General features: G+C 35.4%; 20 protein-coding genes and 2 riboswitches. Of the genes, 14 read left to right on the forward strand and 6 right to left on the reverse strand.

Annotated elements, in window-relative coordinates:
- Positions 1-4: 4 nt before the first annotated feature.
- Positions 5-229 carry a cbb3-type cytochrome oxidase assembly protein CcoS gene (gene ccoS / locus BW926_RS01310; RefSeq protein WP_076443594.1) on the reverse strand — a complete coding sequence of 75 codons (225 nt, stop codon included), beginning with the start codon at positions 227-229 and terminating at the stop codon, positions 5-7.
- A gap of 109 nt (positions 230-338) precedes the next feature.
- A complete protein-coding gene (locus tag BW926_RS01315; RefSeq protein WP_179077969.1) occupies positions 339-2714 on the reverse strand; it encodes a heavy metal translocating P-type ATPase in 2376 nt (791 codons plus the stop codon).
- An 89-nt stretch (positions 2715-2803) separates the two neighbouring features.
- Here BW926_RS01315 and BW926_RS01320 point away from each other — a divergent pair, with 89 nt between their 5' ends.
- The 12 genes from BW926_RS01320 (at position 2804) to BW926_RS01375 (ending at position 12463) form a co-directional block, all read left to right on the forward strand.
- The gene (locus BW926_RS01320) at positions 2804-3517 is read left to right on the forward strand and encodes a Crp/Fnr family transcriptional regulator (RefSeq protein ID WP_076443596.1); all 714 of its coding nucleotides are present in this window, start codon (positions 2804-2806) and stop codon (positions 3515-3517) included.
- A gap of 61 nt (positions 3518-3578) precedes the next feature.
- Positions 3579-4394: a 3-methyl-2-oxobutanoate hydroxymethyltransferase gene (gene panB / locus BW926_RS01325; protein ID WP_076443597.1), complete on the forward strand. Its 816-nt coding sequence runs from the start codon at positions 3579-3581 to the stop codon at positions 4392-4394.
- 3 nt (positions 4395-4397) lie between these two features.
- A complete protein-coding gene (locus tag BW926_RS01330; RefSeq protein WP_076443598.1) occupies positions 4398-4721 on the forward strand; it encodes a hypothetical protein in 324 nt (107 codons plus the stop codon).
- Between the two features lie 3 nt (positions 4722-4724).
- Positions 4725-5402, forward strand: coding sequence for an RluA family pseudouridine synthase (locus BW926_RS01335; RefSeq protein ID WP_410493236.1), 678 nt, complete (start codon positions 4725-4727; stop codon positions 5400-5402).
- 110 nt (positions 5403-5512) lie between these two features.
- Positions 5513-5613: riboswitch (TPP riboswitch) on the forward strand.
- A 59-nt stretch (positions 5614-5672) separates the two neighbouring features.
- Positions 5673-5879 carry a sulfur carrier protein ThiS gene (thiS, locus tag BW926_RS01340; protein ID WP_076443600.1) on the forward strand — a complete coding sequence of 69 codons (207 nt, stop codon included), beginning with the start codon at positions 5673-5675 and terminating at the stop codon, positions 5877-5879.
- Between the two features lie 24 nt (positions 5880-5903).
- Positions 5904-7715 carry a phosphomethylpyrimidine synthase ThiC gene (gene thiC, locus BW926_RS01345; protein WP_076443601.1) on the forward strand — a complete coding sequence of 604 codons (1812 nt, stop codon included), beginning with the start codon at positions 5904-5906 and terminating at the stop codon, positions 7713-7715.
- On the forward strand, positions 7712-8296 hold the full coding sequence (locus tag BW926_RS01350) for a thiamine phosphate synthase (protein WP_076443602.1): 585 nt from the start codon (positions 7712-7714) through the stop codon (positions 8294-8296). The genes thiC and BW926_RS01350 overlap by 4 nt, the downstream gene beginning before the upstream one ends.
- Positions 8272-9015: a hydroxymethylpyrimidine/phosphomethylpyrimidine kinase gene (locus BW926_RS01355; RefSeq protein WP_076443603.1), complete on the forward strand. Its 744-nt coding sequence runs from the start codon at positions 8272-8274 to the stop codon at positions 9013-9015. Before BW926_RS01350 ends, BW926_RS01355 begins: the two co-directional genes overlap by 25 nt.
- A 97-nt stretch (positions 9016-9112) precedes the next feature.
- Positions 9113-9727 (forward strand): thiamine phosphate synthase, encoded by a 615-nt coding sequence (locus tag BW926_RS01360; protein ID WP_076443682.1) that lies wholly within the window; start codon positions 9113-9115, stop codon positions 9725-9727.
- Entirely contained in the window at positions 9724-10500 is a 777-nt protein-coding gene (locus tag BW926_RS01365; RefSeq protein ID WP_076443604.1) for a thiazole synthase, read from the forward strand. The genes BW926_RS01360 and BW926_RS01365 overlap by 4 nt, the downstream gene beginning before the upstream one ends.
- 11 nt (positions 10501-10511) lie before the next feature.
- The gene (thiH, locus tag BW926_RS01370) at positions 10512-11630 is read left to right on the forward strand and encodes a 2-iminoacetate synthase ThiH (RefSeq protein WP_076443605.1); all 1119 of its coding nucleotides are present in this window, start codon (positions 10512-10514) and stop codon (positions 11628-11630) included.
- Between the two features lie 122 nt (positions 11631-11752).
- Complete coding sequence (locus BW926_RS01375; RefSeq protein WP_076443606.1) at positions 11753-12463, forward strand: HesA/MoeB/ThiF family protein; 711 nt, start codon at positions 11753-11755, stop codon at positions 12461-12463.
- 165 nt (positions 12464-12628) lie between these two features.
- Here BW926_RS01375 and BW926_RS01380 read toward each other — a convergent pair whose 3' ends face one another.
- The 4 genes from BW926_RS01380 to BW926_RS01390 form a co-directional block, all read right to left on the reverse strand.
- Positions 12629-14848 (reverse strand): outer membrane beta-barrel protein, encoded by a 2220-nt coding sequence (locus BW926_RS01380; protein WP_076443607.1) that lies wholly within the window; start codon positions 14846-14848, stop codon positions 12629-12631.
- Positions 14849-14913: 65 nt separating this feature from the next.
- Positions 14914-17697 carry an Eco57I restriction-modification methylase domain-containing protein gene (locus BW926_RS01385; protein WP_228403370.1) on the reverse strand — a complete coding sequence of 928 codons (2784 nt, stop codon included), beginning with the start codon at positions 17695-17697 and terminating at the stop codon, positions 14914-14916.
- Positions 17678-18103, reverse strand: coding sequence for a hypothetical protein (locus BW926_RS14490; protein ID WP_228403371.1), 426 nt, complete (start codon positions 18101-18103; stop codon positions 17678-17680). The genes BW926_RS01385 and BW926_RS14490 overlap by 20 nt, the downstream gene beginning before the upstream one ends.
- 96 nt (positions 18104-18199) lie before the next feature.
- Positions 18200-20470: an aconitate hydratase gene (locus BW926_RS01390; protein ID WP_076443608.1), complete on the reverse strand. Its 2271-nt coding sequence runs from the start codon at positions 20468-20470 to the stop codon at positions 18200-18202.
- A 153-nt stretch (positions 20471-20623) separates the two neighbouring features.
- Between BW926_RS01390 and BW926_RS01395 the strand changes: the two genes are divergently transcribed.
- Both BW926_RS01395 and BW926_RS01400 read left to right on the forward strand, forming a co-directional pair.
- On the forward strand, positions 20624-21388 hold the full coding sequence (locus BW926_RS01395; RefSeq protein WP_076443609.1) for a WG repeat-containing protein: 765 nt from the start codon (positions 20624-20626) through the stop codon (positions 21386-21388).
- Between the two features lie 199 nt (positions 21389-21587).
- Positions 21588-21676: riboswitch (TPP riboswitch) on the forward strand.
- 96 nt (positions 21677-21772) lie between these two features.
- The gene (locus BW926_RS01400; protein ID WP_076443610.1) at positions 21773-23878 is read left to right on the forward strand and encodes a TonB-dependent receptor; all 2106 of its coding nucleotides are present in this window, start codon (positions 21773-21775) and stop codon (positions 23876-23878) included.
- Positions 23879-23957 lie beyond the last annotated feature (79 nt).

Here is a 23957-nt window from a genome sequence, read left to right on the forward strand (position 1 = left end):
TCAACTATTCACTTTTTTCTTCAATTTTATTATTTCCTCCTTTTTCATCATTGCCTTCTTTGTTTCCATTGTCTTCTTTTTCCTTGATTTCATCAGAGTCGAAGAGAATTCTTACAGCAGGAGATTCATCATCTTCAAACTGTCCTTTCCTAGCATTGACTATAAAAACGACCAGGAAAACTGCAGCCAAAGAAACACTGCAAAGGATCATTAAATATAGAATATCCATCAGACAACAAAATTAACCTATTTTCGGGGTTCAAATTTAGTGAAAAATAATGACTTTCATCACGAAATACGGGTTTTGGCTAATTTAAAATCAGTCTAAATAACGCTTGTTAAGCCTCTTTTTTAAAATATTTTCTTCCAAGGATCCAAGTCGAAAGTGTTGTAAAAGAAACCACCGTGATAGAGCTTGCCGGCATGATAAGTGCTGCAAAAAGAGGATGCATATATCCTGTAACTGCGTAACTTAAGCCGACAGCATTGTAAAGAAAACTGATTATAAATGTTATTTTCACAATCGTGATCGAACCTTTGCAGACATTCAGGTATTTGTCTAAACTCACCACTTTTTCACCGTTCATAATGACATCCGAAGAAGGGGTAAAACTGTTGGAATCATCTGCAATGGCTATTCCTACATTACTTTGTTTTAAGGCTCCGGCATCGTTCAGCCCGTCACCTAGCATGGCAACTTTCATATTCTGATCCTGAAGATTTTTGATGTAATTCAATTTATCCTCCGGGCTTTGATTAAAAGACATTCCCTTGTAAGCCGGGATCAGCTCTTTTAATTGGTTTTCTTCCGAAGAATTGTCGCCGCTCAGAATAAAAACTTTATAATTTGTTAGTTTTTTAAATAGATTTTTAAGATTTTCCCGATACTCATTTTTAAAGATAAATTTACCTAAATATTGATCGTTTTTGCTGATATAAGCGGCTGTCTCAAGGTTTTTAGATTGCTGGCCGTTATAGCTTGCAGAACCTATTTTATAAATATTTCCCCTTACACTTGCCTCATATCCTTTTCCTGAGATCTCCTGAAAATTTTCTACAGGGAAATATTCGTCTTTAATGTCAATAAACTCATACAAAGATTTGGAAAGCGGGTGATTAGAATTCTTTAATAAAGTTTTAATATTCAGTAAATCAAATTCTTTAATTTCAGTTCCTTCGAATTTAATATTTGATTTTTTTCTGTAGGTAATTGTTCCCGTTTTATCAAAAACAATGGTGTCCAGTTTTGCAATCTTTTCAATCGTCAAGGTATCTTTTACATAAAACTTATTCCGGCCTAAAATTCTCATAATGTGTCCGAATGTGAACGGTGCAGACAGGGCAAGCGCACAAGGGCAGGCAATAATTAAAATCGCAGAAACAACTTGAAACATTTTCTCCAGATCTACGGTTGCCCAATAAATTCCGGAAATTAGAGCAATGCCTAAAATAATGAAAGTGAAATATTTACTGATGTTATTGGTCAGTGTGTCAAGCCCCGTTTCATGCTTTTTAAATGCTTCCTTATTCCAAAGCTGTGTGAGATAACTTTGATCAACATTTTTAATCACTTCAAGTTCCAGAGAAGAGCCTATTTGTTTACCTCCTGCGAAAATTTTATCTCCCGGCTGTTTGCTGATTGTCGCACTTTCTCCGGTAATAAAGCTGTTGTCGATATTTCCTTCACCATTAATCAAAATCGCATCAACAGGAATAATTTCCTGATTTCTAACCAAAATTCTGTCTCCGATTTTAACTTCAGAAAGTAAAATATTATCCTGCTTTCCATCAAAATCAACTTTCGTTACAGCAATTGGGTAAAAAGATTTATAATCCCGGTCGTAAGAAAGTGCATTATATGTTCTCTTCTGAAAAATTTTCCCTAAAAGCATAAAAAACAGAAGACCACACAATGTGTCGAAATAGCCTGGTCCATAATTAGTTGCAACTTCATACAAGCTTCGCCCAAACAAAACAATAATTCCTAGGACGATAGGAACATCGATATTAACAATTTTATTCTTTAAGCCATACCAAGCTGATTTATAATAATCTGATGCAGAATAAACCACCACCGGAATCGCTAAAAGACACATCAATGCCCTGAAAAGTCCTTTGTAATGCTCCATCCAATAATCTTCACCACCCACATATTCTGGAAAAGCCAGAAACATCCCGTTACCAAAGGCAAAAGCGGCAATCGCAAATTTTACAAGCAAGGATTTGTCTAAATTTTCAACATTCTTATCCGCAGTCTCAAGGCTGATGACAGGCTTATATCCTAGATTGGTTAAAAAATTAGCTAACTCGCTTAATGTTAAATCATTATGATTGAATGAGATCTGCAGAGTTTTTCTTGTGAAATTAACCTGGGAATATTTAATATTTTTATTTAAAGTGTGAAGACTTTCTAATAGCCAAATACATGAAGAACAGTGGATTACAGGAATTTTAAAAGTAACTAAACTGGTGTTTCCTTCAGAGAAATCCGTTACCTTTTCGAAAATCTCCTGGGTATCAAGATATTCAAACTGTGAAGAACTTTCGTCTGGCCGGATTCCCGCTCTTTTATTTAATTCGTAAAAATTAGTTAAATTATTGATATTCAGAATTTCGTAAACAGACTTGCAGCCGTTGCAGCAGAAAGTCTTTTCATCAAACAAAATTCTTTCCTTTTCGATACCTTGACCACAATGAAAACAATTCTCGCTCACCTTCATAAATTATTGAACTACAAAATTATAACAAATTTTTTTGTTTATCGAGTTAAAAAGTTCTATTTTTGTGATAAATGTCATATAAAATGTCGCAGGAACAACAGATTGCAATTGAAGAGAGGTTCGCCAGAGTTTTTAATGATAAATCATTTAAGGAAAGACTTTCTAGTGCAGATTTTGAGAAATACATCAATGCGAAAAAGAAACTGAGCTTTCAGAAGCATGATACGATTTTCGAGGACGGAGAAACACCAAAAGGAGTGTTTGTTCTGGAAAGGGGGGCTGCAAAGCTTTCAAAATCAGGTGCTTTCGGAAAAGATCAGATTTTAAGATTTATCAAAGAGGGGGACATCATCGGCTATCGTTCTTTACTTTGCGGGGAAAATTTCCAAGCAAAGGCCGAGGCTATGACAGATATTGAAGCTACATTTTTACCGGCAGATGTTTTCATGTACTTATTGGAAGTAGATTCTCAGCTGTCATTTGTAATGCTTCAGAAGATTTCTTACGAATTGGGAGAATCTTCCAACACGATTACTTTTCTGGCTCAGAAAACAGTGAGAGAAAGATTAGCCGAAATTTTATTGCTATTGGAACAGAAATTAGGCGTTGATCCTGAGGGGTTTATCAAAATTTCTTTAACAAGAGAAGAAATTGCAAACATTATCGGAACGGCTACAGAAAGTGCAATCCGTTTGATTTCTGAATTTAAAGGAGACAATCTCATCGAAGTAGACGGAAGAAACATCAAAATCCTCAACCACGATAAATTAATGAAACTAGGACACGTAGTTTTATAAAAATCATACAAAACTTGAGTCGGCGAAAGCCGACTTTTTAACTTTTAAAATAGATACTATTATGTCTGTTCACTCTGAAATTAAAAAAGTTACGACTGAAACCTTGCGTAAAATGAAATTCGACAAGGAAAAAATAACAATGCTTACTGCATACGATTATACTACTGCGAAAATGGTAGATGCCGGAGGAATTGATGCCGTGCTGATCGGGGATTCTGCAGCAAATGTGATGGCTGGTTTTGAAACGACCTTGCCAATTACTTTGGATCAGATGATTTACCATTCTCAAAGTGTCGTCAGAGGAACTGATAGAGCTTTGGTAGTTGCTGATCTACCTTTCGGAACATATCAGAGTAACCCTGAAAAAGCATTGGAATCTGCGGTAAGAATGATGAAAGAAGGAGGTGCTCATGCTGTGAAAATTGAAGGAGGAAAAGAGATTTCAAAATCTATTAAGAAAATTATCAATGCCGGAATTCCCGTTATGGGACATTTGGGATTAACCCCACAATCCATTTATAAATTCGGGACATATAAAGTAAGAGCAAAGGAAGAAGCAGAAGCTGAAAAATTAATTACCGATGCACAGCTTTTAGAAGAATTGGGATGTTTTTCTGTTGTTTTGGAAAAAATTCCTGCAGATTTGGCTAAAAAAGTAACGGAATCTATTTCTATCCCAACTATCGGGATAGGGGCTGGCCTTCATTGCGATGGACAGGTTTTGGTGTACCACGATATGGTAGGAATGAACAAAGGTTTCAGCCCAAAATTTTTAAGAAGATATCTTGATTTGTATACAGAAATCACTGAAGCAGTTGCTCAATACGTGAAAGATGTGAAAGGACAGGATTTCCCTAATGAGAACGAAAGCTACTAATTGATGAGAAACCAACAGTCTATACAAGGAATTTTATCTGTTGTTGCATTGCTTTGTCTTGCGGCGGGATGGTTTAATCTCTTCTCACAGGAAATAAACGATTTACTTTCAAGAAAAGTTTTCTATGTTCTTATTGGTGTGAGTTTTTTCTTGCAGGCACCTTTGCTTACGAACAAAAATTTTGTGTATGCTATGTATGCTGCAGCTGCAATCTGTGTAATTGGAGCTTTTTTACCGCAAGACTCAAAACTTTCATCTCTTAAAACCATTGGTCTTTTGGCTGGGATTATTTTATCTTTTGTAAACAGGCCTACTTATCGACAGTAAATCATGGAGGAGCAGATTATTTATGAAGATAACCATCTTTTAGTCATCAATAAAAAAGTCGGTCAGCTTGTACAGGGCGACAAAACCGGTGATGATTCATTATTAGAATTAATCAAAGATTTCATAAAAAAACGCGATGCTAAACCCGGAAATGTTTTTCTGGGTTTGGTTCATCGTATTGACAGACCTACTTCGGGTTTGGTGATTTATGCTAAAACTTCCAAAGCATTGTCCCGTTTAACACAAATGGTTAAAAACCGTGAAGTTAAAAAAACATATTGGGCTGTCGTGGCTAAGGAAATGATTCCTAAAACGCAAAGACTGGTTCATTATTTAAAGAAAAACGAGAAAAATAACAAAGCCATTGTTTTCCCAAAAGCAACGGACAGTGCAAAAGAAGCGATCCTTACCTACAATGTCATTAAGACATTAGATAATTATCTTCTATTGGAAATCGATCTTGAAACAGGAAGACATCATCAGATCAGAGCACAATTATCAAAAACGGGAGTTCCGATTAAAGGTGATTTAAAGTATGGTTCACCTCGTTCTAATCCTGACGGTGGAATTAATCTTCATGCCAGAAAACTGGAATTTATTCATCCAGTTACCAAAGAAAAAATTAAAATTACGGCTCCAGTTCCGCAGAACGATGCGGTTTGGAAGGCCTGTGAAGAATAATCTTCTTCATTTAAACCTTCAAGGTTTGAAAAAAATTTCCAACCTCACCATTACCCGCTTCCATCTCCTCTCAAAAATTTTGCCCATTCTAAAAAATTGTCTAACTTCGTCCCACACTTTAGGGGTGTCTGTTAAACAAACGGGCTGAGATTTTACCCTTTGAACCTGATTTCTAGATCATACTAGCGTAGGGAAAAGTAGATGACTTTTGCTGTACATTCTATTGTACAATAACAGCCATTCCTAGGGTGCATTTTAAAAATGTAAGGAATGGAGCTCACAATCAATCACACGACAAGAAATTTTGAAGTACTTCCCGAAAATCTGGAAGCGCTCATTGCTATGGAATTACCTGAAAAGAAAAAAGGAATCGCTGTAGCACTCAACAATCGCATTATTCCGCAGTCATTCTGGGCGGAAACATTTCTCAACGACAAAGATTCAATTTTAATCATCACTGCTACTCAAGGCGGCTAATTTTCTATAAAAAACAAAAATTATATGGCTCATAACATCACCCGTTCGCCGTTTCCGAACTCAAAAAAAATCTATGTTGAAGGAAAAATTCATCCGATCAATGTAGCGATGCGCGAAATACAACTAAGTCCGACAAAATTATCCAACGGAACATTAGAACATAATCCGCCAGTTACAGTTTACGATACATCAGGAGCTTACACCGATGAAAATTCTGAAATAAATATCGAAAAAGGGCTTCCGAGAATCCGCGAACAATGGATTTTAGACAGAAATGATGTAGAAATTCTTGAGGGAATTACTTCTGAATATGGAAAAGCCCGATTGGCCGATTCAAAACTTGATGAATTGCGTTTTTCTTACAATCACAAACCAAAAGTGGCTAAAGAAGGACAGCAAGTTACCCAATTATATTACGCAAAACAGGGAATCATCACACCTGAAATGGAATATATCGCCATCAGAGAAAACCAAAGAATTGAGCAGTTGGATTCTGTTTCAAAAGATATGGCTTTTCAACATCAGGGAAACAGTTTCGGAGCCAAAACTCCTAAAAATAAAATCACACCTGAATTTGTAAGAGACGAAATTGCGGCCGGAAGAGCCATAATTCCCAACAATATCAATCATCCAGAAAGCGAACCGATGATTATCGGGCGAAATTTCCTGGTTAAAATTAATGCTAACATCGGAAACAGTGCCGTTTCATCGAGTATTGAAGAAGAAGTTGAAAAAGCGGTTTGGGCTTGCAGATGGGGCGCCGATACGATTATGGATTTGTCTACAGGAAAAAATATCCATGAAACCAGAGAGTGGATCATTAGAAACAGTCCGGTTCCGATTGGTACTGTGCCGATTTATCAGGCATTGGAAAAAGTAAAAGGTGTTGCAGAAGATTTAACATGGGAAATTTTTAAAGATACATTGATCGAACAGGCAGAGCAAGGCGTTTCCTATTTCACGATTCACGCCGGAGTTTTGTTGAGATATATTCATTTAACGGCAAAACGTGTGACAGGAATTGTTTCCAGAGGTGGCTCTATCATGGCAAAATGGTGTCTGTTTCACCATAAAGAAAACTTTTTGTACACGCATTTTGAGGAAATCTGCGAAATCATGAAAAAATATGATGTTGCCTTTTCTTTAGGTGACGGTCTTCGTCCTGGTTCGATTGCTGATGCCAATGATGAAGCACAATTTGCAGAATTAGAAACCTTAGGTGAACTGACAAAAATTGCATGGAAACATAATGTTCAGGTGATGATCGAAGGTCCCGGTCACGTTCCGATGCACATGATTAAAGAAAACATGGAGAAGCAATTGGAAGTATGTGATGAAGCTCCGTTTTACACTTTAGGACCTTTGACGACAGATATTGCTCCGGGTTACGATCATATTACTTCGGGAATCGGAGCGGCGATGATCGGGTGGTTTGGTTGTGCCATGCTTTGTTATGTGACGCCAAAAGAACATTTAGGACTTCCGAACAGAGATGATGTAAAAGTTGGAGTGATTACTTATAAACTGGCTGCTCATGCTGCAGATTTGGCGAAAGGTCATCCCGGAGCGCAGTACAGAGATAATGCTTTAAGTAAGGCAAGATTTGAATTCCGTTGGGAAGATCAATTTAACCTTTCATTAGATCCTGAAACAGCGCGATCTTATCATGATGAAACACTTCCGGCAGACGGAGCAAAAATTGCGCATTTCTGTTCAATGTGTGGTCCAAAATTCTGTTCGATGAAAATCACGCAGGAAATTCGTGAATCTGCAGAAAAAGGAATGCTTGACAAATCTCAGGAGTTCATCGAAAAAGGGAAAGAAATTTATATATGATCATCGTAATTACTCCCGAAGAATTTGTTCAGAATGAAGTTGAGATTATCAATGAATTATTTCATGAAGGATTAAATTTGCTTCATGTCAGAAAACCTTTCATTGATTCAGAAAAAATGATGGATTTTATTCAGAGTATAGATTCTAAATTTCATCATCAATTGGTTTTGCACAGTCATTATGATTTGGCGAAAGATTTTAATATTTTAAGATTTCATTTCAGAGAAATTGACAGGCAAAATGGTTTGTTTAAAAGCTTTACAGATAGTATAATTTCGACATCGGTTCATGGTATTGAAAGTTTTAATGAATTGAATGAAAGTTGGGAATATGCTTTTATCAGTCCGGTTTTCCAAAGTATTTCTAAAAAAGGATACGGTGAAAATTCGAATATTTTAAATGATATCAAAAGACGAAATAATTCAAAAGTAAAACTGATCGCTTTGGGAGGAATTAATGAAAATAATATTCAGGAAGTTTTTGACAGTGAAGTAGATGGTGTGGCTTTATTAGGTGCGATCTGGGAGAATGATGAACCTTTAAATGTTTTCAAAACATGCAGACAGAACGTCCCTTTGTAATTAGTGTAGCAGGTTTCGATCCAAGTGGAGGTGCTGGTTTACTGGCGGACATCAAAACATTTGAACAGTTAAAAGTTCAGGGGTTGGGCGTTTGTACGGCAATGACGATTCAGACGGAATCACAATGTCTAAGTCTGGAATGGCAGTCTTTAGAAACAATTTTATCAGCAATTGATGTTTTAATGAAAAATTATCATGTCGAAACGGTGAAAATTGGAGTAGTTAAGGATGCAGAATTTTTAAATAAGATTATTAAAACAATTAAAAATAATAATTCCGAAACTAAAATCGTTTGGGATCCTGTCTTGAAAAGTACTTCTGAGTTTTCTTTTTTTGATCTAAACACAATTTCAGACTTAAAAAATGCTTTAGACCAGATTGATTTAATTACTCCAAATTACAATGAATATAAGGTTTTGAAAGAAAATCATGTTTTTGAAAATTATGAAAATCCTTGTCCGGTTTTAATTAAAGGAGGTCACAGGAAAGAGAGATTAGGAACAGATATTTTAATTCAAAAAGGAAAAGAAATATTCATTGAACCGAACAACACAACTTCTGTTTTTTATCCGAAACACGGCTCAGGTTGTGTACTTTCTTCCGCCATTGCAAGTCATTTAGCCAAAGGAGAGAATTTGGAAAATGCCTGTCGAAAAGGAAAATCATACATTGAAAAATTTTTAACAAGTAATCCAAATTTATTAGGATTTCACCATTAAAACTTTGTAATCTTCGTTAAGTGAAACGGCTTTGTGAAACTTAAAAACAGCATAAAATAAAAACATTGTGTCCTTTGTGTTCAAATTAAAAAATGAAATGGAAAAATTACAATACATATCTCAAGGCTTCACCATAGAAGATCAGGAGCTAAACATCAAAAAAGCTCTTGATAACGGAATCAAATGGATTCAGGTTCGTTGGAAAAATGCTCCCGAAAATGATTTCATCAAACTTTGTGAAATTTCAAAGAAATTATGTTCGGATAATCAAACAATTTGTATTATCAACGATCATGTTCATATAGCAAAAGATCTCGATGCAGACGGTGTTCATTTGGGCTTAAAAGATATTTCGATTGAAATTGCCCGACATGTTTTAGGAGAAAATAAAATTATTGGAGGAACAGCGAATACGATTTCAGATGTTCTTCAAAGAATGAATGAACCGTGTGATTATATAGGTTTGGGACCATTACGATTTACTTCGACTAAAGAACAATTGAGCCCGATTTTAGATTTCGAAGAATATGAGAAAATCATTTGGGATTTAAAAGAGAAATCTTTAGAAATTCCAAAAATCTTTGCGATCGGCGGAGTAGTTCTGAGTGACATCGAATTACTACGGTCAATTGGGATTTACGGAGCAGCGGTTTCCAGACAAATCACCAATCAGCCTTCTATTATCAAAAAATTTAAAACAGCAATGCAATGAAAAATCAACCTTTGCTTATAGCAGACAGAACTTTCGAATCGCGATTGTTTTTAGGAACAGGAAAATTCGGAAACCTTTCAGAAATGACCGATTCCATCATCGCCTCAGAAAGTGAACTGGTGACGATGGCATTAAAAAGAATTGATGCCAATTCTTCGGAAGATGATATTTTAAACGCTTTAAAGCCAACAAAATCTCATCTTTTACCCAATACTTCAGGGGCTAGGACAGCGAAAGAAGCCGTTTTGGCAGCACAACTGGCAAGAGAAGCATTGGAAACGAATTGGGTGAAATTAGAAATCCATCCCGATCCGAAATATTTGTTACCTGATCCGATTGAAACATTGTATGCAACAGAAGAATTGGCAAAACTAGGATTTATCGTAATGCCTTATATTCACGCAGATCCGGTTTTATGCAAACGCTTGGAAGAAGCGGGAACAGCTGTTGTGATGCCCTTGGGAGCACCGATTGGGACAAATAAAGGGCTAAGAACATTGGACTTTTTAGAGATAATCATTGCTCAAAGTAATGTTCCGGTTGTCGTTGATGCAGGAATTGGAGCTCCTTCTGATGCTTCGAAAGCTATGGAAATGGGAGCAGATGCGGTTTTGGTAAATACAGCAATTGCAGTTGCACAAAATCCGGTTAATATGGCATTGGCTTTTAAAGAAGGGGTTATCGCGGGAAGAAGAGCTTTTGAAGCCGGCTTGGGAGCAATCTCTAATCATGCGGAAGCATCAAGTCCGCTAACTTCCTTTTTGTTTGATTAAAACTAAATTTTATGCAGAGTTTTAAAGATTTTTTTGAAAAATATCAATGGGATGAGGTGAAAGCGAGACTTGAAAAAGTGACATTGTCTGATGTGGAAAACAGTCTTCAAAAAAAGAATAAAACAATAGAAGATTTCCTTAATTTTCTCTCTCCTGTTGCTGCGGAAAAGTTGGAATTAATGGCGAAAATGACACAACAGCTTACTCAAAAACGTTTTGGAAAAACGATTCAGTTGTATGCACCGCTGTATTTAAGTAATGAATGTCAGAATATTTGTACATATTGCGGTTTTAGTTTAGATAATTCTATTAAAAGGAAAACGCTTTCGAATACGGAATTATTGATTGAAGCCTCTGTTTTAAAATCAATGGGTGTTAATCATGTGTTGCTGGTGAGTGGAGAAGCCAATAAAACCGTCGGAATTGATTATTTTTTGAATGCCGTTCGTTTGTTAAAGCCCCATTTTGCGAATATTTCAATTGAAGTTCAGCCTTTGTCGGAAGAAGAATATCAACAGCTTCATGATGCAGGAGTGAATGCGGTTTTGGTATATCAGGAAACTTATCATCAGGAGGTTTACAAGGAATATCATCCGAAAGGAAAGAAATCTAATTTTAATTTTCGCCTCGAAACGCCTGACAGAATTGGGAAAGCCGGAATTCATAAAATGGGATTGGGTGTTTTGCTTGGTTTGGAAGATTGGCGTGTGGACAGTTTTTTCAATGCTCTTCATATTGATTATCTCCAAAAACAATATTGGAAAAGCAAATATTCGGTTTCATTTCCTAGGCTTCGGCCGGCAGAAGGAATTATTGAACCAAATTTTATTATGTCTGACAAAGATTTATTACAATTAATCTGTGCTTATCGAATCTGGAATGAAGATTTAGAAATTTCTATTTCGACGCGAGAAAACGAAAAGTTTAGGAATAATATTATCTCATTGGGTGCCACAGCAATGAGTGCGGCTTCAAAAACCAATCCCGGAGGTTATGCTGTGGACAAAGAATCGTTGGAACAGTTTGAAACCAGCGATGAAAGAAGCATGGAAGAGATTAAAAATATCATTAAAAAAGCAGGTTACGATCCAGTCATGAAAGATTGGGATGCTGTTTACAGCGGAATTTAAATGTAAAAAGTTTGAATTAAACTAAATGATTCTGTCATTTGCTGGATAAAATGCCCTTGCGAATGAAAATAGGCAAAACAATTTTAAAAATTAACCTTGCGCCTTTGCGTTAAAAATCAATAATGAAAAACGAAGATATTTTTGCCCGCTATAGTCGACAGATTTTTATCGAAGAAATCGGTTTGGAGGGTCAAAGAAAAATATTGAATTCCAAAGTTTTGGTGATTGGAGCAGGAGGTTTGGGAAGTCCTGTTATTCAATATTTAGCTGCGGCTGGAGTTGGAACTTTAGGTGTTGCAGATTTTGATGAGGTTGAATTACATAATTTAAACCGACAAGTTATCCATAATGAAAAATCGGTTGGTATTTACAAAGTGAAAAGTGCTGAATTATTTGTTAAGAACCTCAATCATCAAGTCAAATTCGTTGGAATTGAAGAAAAGATTAACGAATCAAACGCGGAAAAAATAATTTCCGACTTTGATATTATCGTTGATGGTTCTGATAATTTTAAAACGAGATATTTAGTTAATGATATTTGTGTAAAATTAAAGAAGCCTTTGGTTTACGGAAGTATTCTTGGGTTTTCAGGGCAAGTCGCTATTTTCAATTATAATGGAAGTAAGAATCTAAGGGATATTTTCCCTGAACCGCCTTTTGATGAAAATCTTCCGGATTGCGACAGTCTCGGAGTTTTGGGTGCTTTGCCTGGAATTGTCGGAAGCATGATGGCAAATTTAGCTTTAAAAATCATCACAGATTTGCCTTTGCAACTGAATCAATTGACGTTGATTGATACTTTGCAATGGCGATTTCAGAAGATTGATTTCTAATTTTAAACACCAATTGTACGAATTTTTTTCACGAATGACAAGGGTTTTTAAATTTTGGCTAAAGCCAATTCGAAATGGATCGTAAAAAACGGGCTAAAGCCCGTTCCTATTGATAAAATATTACTTTTAAGTCAAAAATATTAGTGCAATTGGTGTTTAAATAATTTATTGTCCCTGTTGCATTACACCGCTATTTTCCTCTTTTTTTGTCTGATTCAGGATATTGGGATCTTCTTTTGCTAACTTATTTTTAGTAGGAATTTTATAATTAATTGATAGTCCGAAGTTTCTCGTGTCATATTTATTTCTCAGATATACAGACTCTCCTGAAGGCGGATTCGAGCGCACCTGCATTATCTGTCCGTTTAAAATATCATTCGCGAAAACAGATACTGTAAGGCGGTTATTCATAAATTTCTTGGTTAAAGTAATATCCAGAGAATTATTGAAAGGCTTTTCTGCCGTGAAGTAGAAATATCCTGCTTTTGGAGTTAGATAGCTGTAATTTGCGGTTAATTTAATCTCTTTTGGTAAGATGATCTGAGTCATGATATTGAAAATCCAGAAACCTTTATTATTTAAGTTGTCAATGTCATGCTTCTGATAACCTGCATAAATATACATGAAATTGATTTTATCAGGATTAAAATTAAATTTCATAATCTCACTGATGGATTTGCTGAAAATCATAAATGGAATAGGTAACCCTACATTAAAGTTATGAATTCTCATATCCGAAATATTGATCTGCTCATTATACAGATTTTTACCGTCTTTTCTGATGATCTGGGCTACCTGGTTCTTCGCTGAGCTCACACTGTACCCGATGAAGGCATAGTCAAATGCGGAAATTTTCAATTCATAATTATCAAAAATCGTCGGTTGTAGATTTGGGTTACCTGTTACTTGTGTATTAGGTCCCTGGAAAGTTGTATTGTTTGGATTTAAGGCAGAAATACTCGGTAAGCTGATCTTTTTATTGTAATTAGCAGCAATATAAATCTGATTCATTAAGTTATACTGAACACTTGCATTCGGAAATAATTTAAACTTATTAAAAGGAATCAAATCTTTCTGAACAACAGAATTTGTACTATTCAAAACTCTTGTAACTCCCGAAATATCATAGTTTTCGGCACGGGTACCCAAAATAAAATCAAACTTTTTCAATTTAGCCTGAAATTCCAGATAAGTTGCCGTCGTCTGTCTTTTGTATTCCAGATTGGTTAAGCCTTTGCTTTCTGTCTCAAAATTCTGATTTTCGTATAATCCGCCTAGGCTTACTTTTCCTCCATCAAGAATTTTCAAAGGCTGGGAATAGTCTACTTTGAAGTTGGCAATTCTCATATCAGAATTATTATTGAGAATATTTCCACCATAAAATCTCGATTGTATTTCTTCAGGGTTTAAATAAGTAACATCTCTATAAATATTGTCTTGATCAAATTTGCTATTTGATTTTGTATACCCAAATTGAAAGTCTAATTTTTGAGCTTTATCCGCAAAACGCTTTTGGTAGGTAATAACGGCTTCTTGCCTTGTGTTCAAAGTATGAGCTGCATCAAAAGCTCCATATTTTCCTTCTCTGATACTGTCTTTAATATTTTTATAGGGTAAATCTGCAAAACCATCACTCAATGTATAATTATCATTGTTGTTATGATAAATATCGTAGTTTAATAGCAAACGATCGTCCCCAAGATCGAAAGTCAATCCAGATTTTGCAAAATACCCTCTTCCATATCGGTCTGTATTACTTCTTAATAAATCGTTCTGATTGGTCGTTAGCATACTTTCACGATAGTTTTGACCAATGTTCAGCTGCCACCCGAATAATTTATTTCTTGCATTTAAGTTTAATGAATTACTTGTACGGCTTCTGAATTTATCATAATTCGTGAAAGAATAATTCCCTGAATACGTTGCTGTTAAATATTTATTCGCATTTTTATTCGTAATAATATTCATGATTGCTCCTCCTGATGTTGCAGGAAATTCTGCGCCGGGCTGGGTGATCACTTCAATCCTGTCTACGGAATTAGCGGGCATTCCTTCAAGGAAAGAGTTCAGTTCGTTTGAGGTGATATTTAGAGGTCTTCCGTTTAAATAAACATCCAAAACTTTTCCCTGGTACATCATTCCCGCGATGTCTGTGGATACAAGGCCCGGAAGTTTTTTGATACCTTCTAAAACATTTCCGTTATTAAGCTGAGGTTGTTCCGAAAAATCGAAAATGGTACGGTCGGCCTTTTGTTCAACGGCTTTTTTAGTTTTAGTAATCGTGACCGCTTCGATTTGTTTTTCTTTGGTTTGATTATTAGTCTTCTCCTGAGCGTAGGTAAATATGGTTCCCAGGAAAAGTGACGTAATAATAGTTTTTTTCATAATGTTTTTCTACTTCGTAAACTAGTTAGACGCAGAAAAAGTGGTTTTGTTACAAAGGTTGTTTTTTATGAATTTTCCACAATCTTGATTTCTTCATCTGTTAAACCATATAATTCATACACCATTTTATCAATTTCTGTATCAGTTTTTTGAATTTCAGTTTGCAGGGTGGTGGCCTTTTGCTGTTCCGACAGGAAATAATCTTCCCATTCGGCTTTTTGGGATAGGGTAAGCTCTATTTTTTGCTTTTTTATTTCATCAAGGAAATTAGAAAATGGAAGTTTGTACCAGTTTTCCATTTTTTTGCTGAGTTTTTCAATAGAGAATTCCCGTAGCAACGTTCTCTGGAATTTTGCATTGATTTCTTGTAACTCTTTGTTCAGGGAAAGCATTTGGTCGGCTTTGGAGATGAAGGGTTGTTGATTAATTTTTGATTTAACTATTGGGATTGACATTAATGGGTTAATATCAACTTGGAACATATCTCCTTGTAATTTCCCTTTTTTTAATAACCAAAAAGTTATAAGTTTAGAATTTAGTATAACAGTTAAAAATTTTAAATTTATCCGATTACTTTTGATAATGTTAAACGTTCTATTTACATATGAATCAAAATCTACATAACTAAATGAGGGTTTAACACATTTTCTAATTGAAAGGATTTTTTCACCTAAAAATATATCTTCATTTCTTGTCCTATGAAGTCCATACGGTCTGTTGTCAGAAGTTATAATTTGCTGAAATTTATCTAAGTGTAATTTTAAATTTGGATATGGAATTATTTCATTAGGGTTTTTGAATTTTGATGAAGTATATATAACCCAAAAATTATTTTTAATATTATTAAAATATCTGTTAATTTCTTTTGTTGTATAAAAAGGCTTTAAAAGACTTTTTTCACTTTCTATGAAATTATAGGATTCATATTCTGACAAAGAAAGATTAAAAACACCATCACCGATCTTGAAATTATTACCCAATATTAATTGACTTTTAGCATTTATAAAATCTTGTCCAATATCAATTCCCGAAAAAATTTCTGTGGAGTTAAGATAAAAATTTCCTTTTTTCAAAATCTTTTCTAAAATCTTTTCAGAATCATTATCAGTAAATGAAAATATATTTTCTTTAAATTTATCTAAATTAAAAATTGTTTTATATGTCTTATATTTACCTGAAATTTCTTTATTAAGAAAATTTGATATATCTGTTGGAGTTAAATTTTTATCATTAATTTTTGAAAAAGAAAATCTGTAAGCTTTATTTGCATTCAATTTTCTCATCACATAAATCATAGTCTGTATTCCTGCATCTGCAAAAACTTTATAATCTCCAAAATCAATAAAATCAATTATTTGAGACTCCTCTAAAACTTTTTTTCTAAAATTAGATGCTCCATCATTTGTTATCCAATTATTTGGTGCTATGTAACTAATTATGCCATCGTTTTTTTTTGCAATTTCTAATCCTAACCAACCAAAGAAATACCACAAATCCATCTTACCTTGGTAACAAGCATGATTGTGTAAACCATAAAAAGCAAGTTTATTTGTAGCCTCCTTAACATACGGCGGATTCCCAATCACCACATCAAACCCACCCTTTTCAAAAACCTGAGGAAACTCTTTTTCCCAATTGAAAGCTTTGTTTCCGGCAATTTCAGGATCGTCAATTAATGAGTTTCCACATTTGATATTATTGTTGAGGTCGTTTAATTTTCTTTGGGGTTGTGCGGTGCGCAGCCAAAGAGAAAGTTTAGCGATTTCTACAGATTCTTCGTTGAGGTCTACGCCAAAAAGATTATTTTCAAGGATACTATTTTCAATATTCGGGAATACAAAACCACCGCCAAGGAGTTTAGTTTCCAGCTCGTCAAGATATTTGTGTTCATTGATGAGAAAATTGAGGGCTTCATTCAGAAAAGCACCACTTCCACAGGCAGGATCGATGATGGTGATCTGCAAAAGCCATGCTCTGTATGTTTTGAGCTTTTGCAGGAGCATTTCTTTAGTTCTTACCTGACGCTTTTTGTCTGTAAAGTAGTCTTCGTCAATAATTCCTATTTCTGCTTTCTTTTCTGTGCAAAGTTTCCCGACAGTGTTTTCAACAATGTATTTTGTAATATATTTTGGGGTGTAAAAAACACCGTCTTTCTTACGTTTGGTCTTAGACTTATCAATGGATTCACCGGCAATCTGAGCTTTAATTTCATCAATCTCATTAAGCGAGTTTTCGAAAATATGGCCTAGGATATTTACATCTACTTCACTTTCAAAATCATATTCTGCTAAACGCAACGTGTGAGTATAAAGAAGCTGGTCATCTATTTGTATTGTATCTAAGATCTCATCTGGTTTAAAAAGCCCTCCATTATAAGCGAAAACATCAAATTGCTTTCCTTTAAAGCCTGTATTTAGATAAGTAAAATATTTTCTAAACCTATCATACAGCGGAACGTACTCATCAAGATCTCTCAGTTTATCCCACTGCTCAAGAATCATTCTTACCGAGTTTGGTGGAAGCAATCCACTATCTTCACCAAAAAACAGGAATAGAAAACGATCGAGCAGCTTTTGAGACTTTTTAAATAACTCAAGCTGGTCAAATTCAGGATTGAGCAGAAGTAAATTCTGAAAAAGCTCACGCTTGAATAGAGAATAATCCTTGTAAAGCTTTTTGGTAATAACATCTTCCTGACTTAAAGATTCATCTTTTATCTTTCCGGGAATGTCTGCCGAAATATTTTGAAAGGCGAGACAGAGATAAAGAACGTTAAAATCTTCTTGTGTAAGCTCAAAGAGATTAAATTCTAAATATTCGATAGCATTATCAATATAAAATCTGATCAAAATTTGAAGTAATGATATATTTGCAATCTTTTTGATTGTTTTTATAACCAAATGCCTGATCTTCTATTTTTGTTAAATCTGTTGTATTAGTACCTTTAAGCTCGATAACCCCAGCCACTTTATTGTTGATTATAATTGCCCCGTCTGCTTTTTTGCTGTCCTTAATATTTTTATATTCAGTGGTAAGATTAAAGTTTGCGGCCGGGTTTTTTGTATAGCCTAGAATATTTACAAAAAGATCGATCAAAAATTCACCCTGATATTGCTCTTCTTTAGAGTTTCTGATATTTTCCTGAATGGTGGAATTGTGAAAGTGATTACAAAAGATTTCCCATTTCTGCTGAATTTCTTTCGTGTTTTGAGTCTTTAAATATTTACTGATTATCGTTTTCTGGAAGAGAGGCATATATTTGAGTATATATTGTAAAGATAAATAATTTTTAAATAAAAAAGCAGCTCCAATCGAAGCTGCCTTTAATTATGATTAATTAAAATCTAACAATTAATTCTTTTCTTGCTGTTTAATTAAGTTCAAAGCAGAACCAGCTTTAAACCAATCAATCTGCTGATCGTTATAAGTGTGGTTTGCCATGATGATATCTTTAGTTCCGTCTGCGTGAACGAATTCCAAACTCAATTGTTTTCCTGGAGCAAACTGGTCAAGATCTAGGAAGTTTACGGTATCATTTTCCTGGATTTTATCATAATCAGCTTCATTAGCGAAGGTCAATCCAAGCATACCTTGTTTTTTAAGGTTTGTTTCGTGAATTCTCGCGAATGATTTTACCAATACTGCTTTTACGCCAAGGTGTCTTGGTTCCATTGCAGCGTGTTCTCTGGAAGAACCTTCACCGTAGTTTTGGTCTCCTACAACGATGGAAGGAATTCCTGCAGCTTTATAAGCTCTCTGTACAGCAGGCACTTCGCCGTAAGAACCGTCTAATTGGTTTTTAACTTTGTTTGTTTCCATGTTGTAAGCGTTTACTGCTCCGATCAACATGTTGTTTGAAATATTATCAAGGTGACCTCTGTATTTCAACCATGGCCCAGCCATAGAAATGTGGTCAGTTGTACATTTTCCGAAAGCTTTGATTAATACTTTAGCTCCCTGGATGTTTTTACCGTCCCAAGCTGGGAACTCTTCTAACAGCTGAAGCCTGTCTGAAGTAGGGCTTACATTTACCACAACGTTTGATCCGTCTGCAGATGGAGCCTGATATCCGGCATCTTCTACTGCGAAACCTTTTGATGGTAATTCTGAACCTTTTGGCTCGTCTAGTTTTACCTGCTCGCCGTTTTCAGCAGTTAAAGTATCTGTAATAGGGTTAAAGTCTAATCTTCCTGAGATCGCAACAGCAGCTACCATTTCAGGAGAAGCTACAAATGCGTGAGTATTTGGGTTACCGTCAGCTCTTTTTGCGAAGTTTCTGTTGAAAGAGTGAATAATTGAGTTTTTCTCTCCTTTCTCAGCGCCTTCTCTGTCCCATTGTCCGATACAAGGTCCACAAGCGTTGGTAAAGATTCTTGCATTTTCAAATTTTCTGAAAGAATTTAAGAATCCGTCTCTTTCAGCAGTATATTTTACCTGCTCAGAACCTGGGTTGATTCCAAGGATTGCTTTAGGCTTCACACCCTTAGCAACTGCATCTTCCACGATAGAAGCAGCTCTTGATAAATCTTCGTAAGAAGAGTTGGTACAAGAGCCGATTAATGCCCACTCAACTTCTAGTGGCCATCCGTTAGCTTCTGCTTTAGCTCTGAATTCAGAAACAGGAGTTGCCAAATCCGGAGTGAAAGGCCCGTTTAAGTGAGGAGTAAGTTCTGAAAGGTTGATTTCGATTAATTGGTCGAAATATTGTTCTGGGTTTGCGTATACTTCAGCATCACCAGTTAAGTGCTCAGCAATTTTATCAGCTGCATCTACAACATCCTGTCTTCCTGTAGCAGCCAGATATCTTCTCATTGAATCGTCATACCCGAAAGTAGAAGTAGTAGCCCCGATTTCAGCACCCATGTTACAGATGGTTCCTTTACCTGTAGCTGAAAGAGATTCTGCTCCTTCCCCGAAATATTCTACGATACATCCTGTTCCTCCTTTTACGGTAAGGATTCCTGCTACTTTTAAGATAACATCTTTTGCAGAAGTCCATCCGCTCATTTTACCGGTTAATTTTACACCGATCAGTTTAGGCATTTTAAGTTCCCAAGCCATTCCTGCCATTACATCTACAGCATCAGCACCACCTACACCGATAGCTACCATCCCAAGCCCACCTGCATTTACCGTGTGAGAATCTGTACCGATCATCATCCCTCCAGGGAAAGCATAATTTTCTAATACCACTTGGTGAATGATACCTGCTCCCGGCTTCCAGAAGCCGATTCCGTATTTATCACAAACAGAGCTTAAAAAATTGAATACCTCAGAGTTTTTATTGATACCTTCCTGTAAATCTTTATCTGCACCTACCTTTGCCTGGATCAGGTGATCCGCATGGGCTGTCGAAGGAACTGCAACTTTGCTTTTTCCTGCCTGCATGAATTGTAAAAGTGCCATCTGTGCAGTTGCATCCTGCATTGCTACCCTGTCCGGAGCAAAATCTACATAAGAATTTCCTCTTTCATAAGCTTGTGTAGCATTACCCTCCCAAAGGTGAGTGTATAATATTTTTTCTGATAATGTAAGAGGTTTTCCCACGATTTGTCTTGCCGCAGCAATTCTTTCCGGGTAACGCTCGTACACTTTTTTGATCATATTGATATCAAATGTCATATCTCAAAAATGTTTTAAAATTATCAAATAATTAAAATGTTCCCAAAATTACGAATTTTTACTATTTTATGGAGTTAAATTATTTAGATTCTTTATAAATATGGATTTTATAATTTCTATTTTTGGTCGTATTTTTGCAGGCAAAAGGTGATTATGAAAAATTTTATTCAATTTTTAGTCATTTTTATTTCGATTTTTGTTTTTTCTCAGACCAAATCTGTGAAGAAGCTGCCTATTAAAAAGATTTCAAAAACAAGCATAAAAGAGGCTCCTGTAAAAGCAAATGCAGAGCTTCCTGTCATTCATGAGGACCTTCCTCTTTTAATTCCAAAAAAGGAAAACGGAAATTTCGGGTTTGTTAATCAGACGGGGAAATTTATCATCAAGCCGGAATACCATATTGCTGTTTTTTTCTATGAAGATTGTAATTTGCTGAATTCACCCAACGAAAAAGTAAGAAAATTCGGTACGGCAGCTTATGCCACTGTAGAAAAAGATGAAATTTCTTATAGAATAGACAAAAAAGGAAAAAGAGTGTATCAGTTCAAAAAAGCAGACCTTGCGCAATGTGCACCCAAAGAATATGTGCAGCAATTATTCCAAGCCTATACAATGAACGGTTTCTTTGGAATTATTGAAAAATCAAAATTCCATAATGCGCAGGATTACAGAGATTTTAAGATCTATCCTCAATACGATTATCTGTATATTCTGGAAGGCGATGATGTGGCAAACCCTATGATTATTGCATCTAAGAACGATACTTTCGGAGTGGTTGATATAAATAATAACGTTATCATTCCTTTCGAATATGCTGATATTAAAAGAAACTTCAGCTGGAAACTTGGTAAAATGTTCGATGTTTCCAAAGACGGGAAGGTATATTATTATGTGGATTCTAGGAATAAAACGTATTAATGTTGTAGGCAATAGGCCTTAGAGATGCTTCGACAGGCTCAGCATGACAATCCTAATTCTACTTTTTATTTTTAGACTTAATTTGTAGCACTGTCATGCCGAGCCTGCCGAGGTATCGAACTATTGAAATAGAAAACTTTAAACATAAACCTCAAATACAAATTCAAGAAATTTCGTAAATTTTCCGTAATTTTGCTGCTGAAATAAAGGGGTGCTGTCACAAGCTGAGATTATACCCAATGAACCTGGAACGGGTAATGCCGTTTAGGGAAATTAAAATGTACCAATGGAACAATCTAACAATGTACAGGTTGATTGCTAGACTGTTAAATTACTACATTATTTAATCACCCCTTTTATTCATTAAATTTTAAAGATTTAAGAATGAAAGGATTATTTTTTTTAGGGCTTACCATTAGCTCTGTTGCTTTTTTGCAGGCGCAAAATACAGATTCCCTGAAAACACGGGAGATAGAAGCAGTTAATTTTACCAAAAGACTTCCTGTTGCTAAAGAAATCATCAATGTTCAGAAAGATTTAGACAGCAAAAATCTTGGACAGGATTTACCTACTTTACTAAAAAATCAAACTTCCATAATTTCTACTTCAGATGCCGGAAATGGTGTGGGATACACGGGCTTGAGAATTCGTGGAGTTGCCGGAAATGGGATTAATGTTATGATGAACGGCGTCCCGTACAACGATTCTGAAAGTCAGGGAACTTTTTTTGTAAATGTGCCTGATTTAACGAGTTCTGCATCGCAAATCTTAATTCAAAGAGGTATAGGGACTTCAAATAATGGGGCTGCTGCTTTTGGAGCGAGTATCAATATACTTTCCAAAGATCCGGAGAAGAAGTTTTATTTTAAAACAGACGACAGCTACGGTTCTTTCAATACATATAAATATTCTGCGGAAATCGGTTCCGGAAAGTTTTGGCGAAACCGCCTTTCTGTGATGGGAAGATACACCCACATTAATTCTGACGGGTATATTGACAGGGCTTTTTCTAAGCTAAATTCTTACAATTTCACGGCTTTATATGAAGAAAGAAAAACGAGGATTCGTCTAATGGCTTTCGGCGGAAAAGAAAAAACATACCAAGCTTGGAACGGAATTGACAGAAAGACATGGGAAACGGACCCGAAATTCAATTATTCAGGAGCAATTTATGATGCCAATTGGGAAAATATTATCGGCTTTTATGATAACGAAACAGATAATTATAGACAAAATCATTATCAGTTGCTTTGGGAGCAGAAGCTTAACGAAAAGTGGAACCTGGAAACCACTTTGCACTACACAAAAGGAAAAGGATATTACGAAAATTATAAGCAGCGAGATCCTTTTACAAGGTATAATTTGCCCAATTTTAATGGAGAAAAATATTCAGATTTTATCAGAAAAAAATGGCTGAATAATGATTTCTATGGCATCGTTTCTACTTTGTATGGAAAATTTACCTATATTGATTTAAACTTTGGAATTGTAGGAAACCAGTATTACGGAAGGCATTTTGGTAATATAACCGGAGTTTTCCTACCGCAAATTAATGAGTATGAATATTACAGAAACCGTTCCGTGAAGAATGAAGTGGCCGGCTTTGCAAAAGCTTTGGTGCGGGTAAATGCATTTGAATTCTTTGGAGATCTTCAATTGAGAAATATTGATTACGATACCAAAATCATTACTTCCGGAGATGATGAAGGAGCAAATCTTGATAAAAACTGGCTGTTTTTCAATCCGAAGCTTGGCATTAATTACAAAATTGCGAACGGAAAAATATACCTTACCTATGCACACGCGCACCGTGAGCCTAACAGGGATGATTTATTAGCCAATAATGATGTAAAAGCGGAAAAACTTCACGATTTTGAAGGCGGAATTGAAAAACAATTCGGGATTGTGTCTTTTACAGCGAATTTGTACTATATGTACTATGTCAACCAGCTGGTTTTGAATGGTGAGTTAAATAATGTAGGAGCTTTTATCAGGACGAATTCCGGGAAAAGCTACAGAAGCGGAATTGAATTAGGCGCTCTGGCAAAGCTTTCAAAACAGTGGGAACTGACAGGGAATGTAAGCTTAAGCAACAACAGAAACCTAGATTTTAAAGTCGAAAATAAAGATTCAACTAAAGATTTAGGTAATACACAGATTTCTTTTTCTCCAAATGTAATTGCTAATTTAGAGGTGAAATTTAATCCGACAAAAAACTTCCAGTTTGCGTTAATGAATCAATATGTAGGAAAACAATACCTGGATAATTCGGAAAACGAAAATCTTCAACTGAAAGATTATCTTTTGACTGATTTTAATGCACAATATCAGTTCAAAATAAAAAATAACGATATCGCTCTGAAATTACTGGTGAATAATATTTTTAACCAAAAATATGTGAATAACGGTGCGGTCTACGATGGAGAACCTTATTATTTTACTCAGGCAGGAACCAACTTTATGTTTGGGATCAGCTGGAAAATTCAATAACCAATCAAACTATATTAATAAATTATAGTAAAAAGTAAAAGTTAGATTTTTAAGGCTGCTCCGGTAGTCTTTTTTTATC

The sequence above is a fragment of the Chryseobacterium sp. RU37D genome (genome assembly GCF_900156075.1).
GTDB lineage: Bacteria > Bacteroidota > Bacteroidia > Flavobacteriales > Weeksellaceae > Chryseobacterium.

Bases quoted from the DNA above. Each gene is read 5' to 3' on its own strand.
- thiS (WP_076443600.1), top strand. From the start codon at position 5,673: ATGGAGCTCACAATCAATCACACGACAAGAAATTTTGAAGTACTTCCC.
- thiC (WP_076443601.1), top strand. From the start codon at position 5,904: ATGGCTCATAACATCACCCGTTCGCCGTTTCCGAACTCAAAAAAAATC.
- ccoS (WP_076443594.1), bottom strand. From the start codon at position 229: ATGGATATTCTATATTTAATGATCCTTTGCAGTGTTTCTTTGGCTGCA.
- BW926_RS01330 (WP_076443598.1), top strand. From the start codon at position 4,398: ATGAGAAACCAACAGTCTATACAAGGAATTTTATCTGTTGTTGCATTG.
- BW926_RS01365 (WP_076443604.1), top strand. From the start codon at position 9,724: ATGAAAAATCAACCTTTGCTTATAGCAGACAGAACTTTCGAATCGCGA.
- BW926_RS01320 (WP_076443596.1), top strand. From the start codon at position 2,804: ATGTCGCAGGAACAACAGATTGCAATTGAAGAGAGGTTCGCCAGAGTT.
- BW926_RS14490 (WP_228403371.1), bottom strand. From the start codon at position 18,103: ATGCCTCTCTTCCAGAAAACGATAATCAGTAAATATTTAAAGACTCAA.
- BW926_RS01380 (WP_076443607.1), bottom strand. From the start codon at position 14,848: ATGAAAAAAACTATTATTACGTCACTTTTCCTGGGAACCATATTTACC.
- BW926_RS01395 (WP_076443609.1), top strand. From the start codon at position 20,624: ATGAAAAATTTTATTCAATTTTTAGTCATTTTTATTTCGATTTTTGTT.
- BW926_RS01335 (WP_410493236.1), top strand. From the start codon at position 4,725: ATGGAGGAGCAGATTATTTATGAAGATAACCATCTTTTAGTCATCAAT.
- panB (WP_076443597.1), top strand. From the start codon at position 3,579: ATGTCTGTTCACTCTGAAATTAAAAAAGTTACGACTGAAACCTTGCGT.
- BW926_RS01390 (WP_076443608.1), bottom strand. From the start codon at position 20,470: ATGACATTTGATATCAATATGATCAAAAAAGTGTACGAGCGTTACCCG.
- BW926_RS01355 (WP_076443603.1), top strand. From the start codon at position 8,272: ATGCAGACAGAACGTCCCTTTGTAATTAGTGTAGCAGGTTTCGATCCA.
- BW926_RS01400 (WP_076443610.1), top strand. From the start codon at position 21,773: ATGAAAGGATTATTTTTTTTAGGGCTTACCATTAGCTCTGTTGCTTTT.
- BW926_RS01375 (WP_076443606.1), top strand. From the start codon at position 11,753: ATGAAAAACGAAGATATTTTTGCCCGCTATAGTCGACAGATTTTTATC.
- BW926_RS01360 (WP_076443682.1), top strand. From the start codon at position 9,113: ATGGAAAAATTACAATACATATCTCAAGGCTTCACCATAGAAGATCAG.
- thiH (WP_076443605.1), top strand. From the start codon at position 10,512: ATGCAGAGTTTTAAAGATTTTTTTGAAAAATATCAATGGGATGAGGTG.
- BW926_RS01350 (WP_076443602.1), top strand. From the start codon at position 7,712: ATGATCATCGTAATTACTCCCGAAGAATTTGTTCAGAATGAAGTTGAG.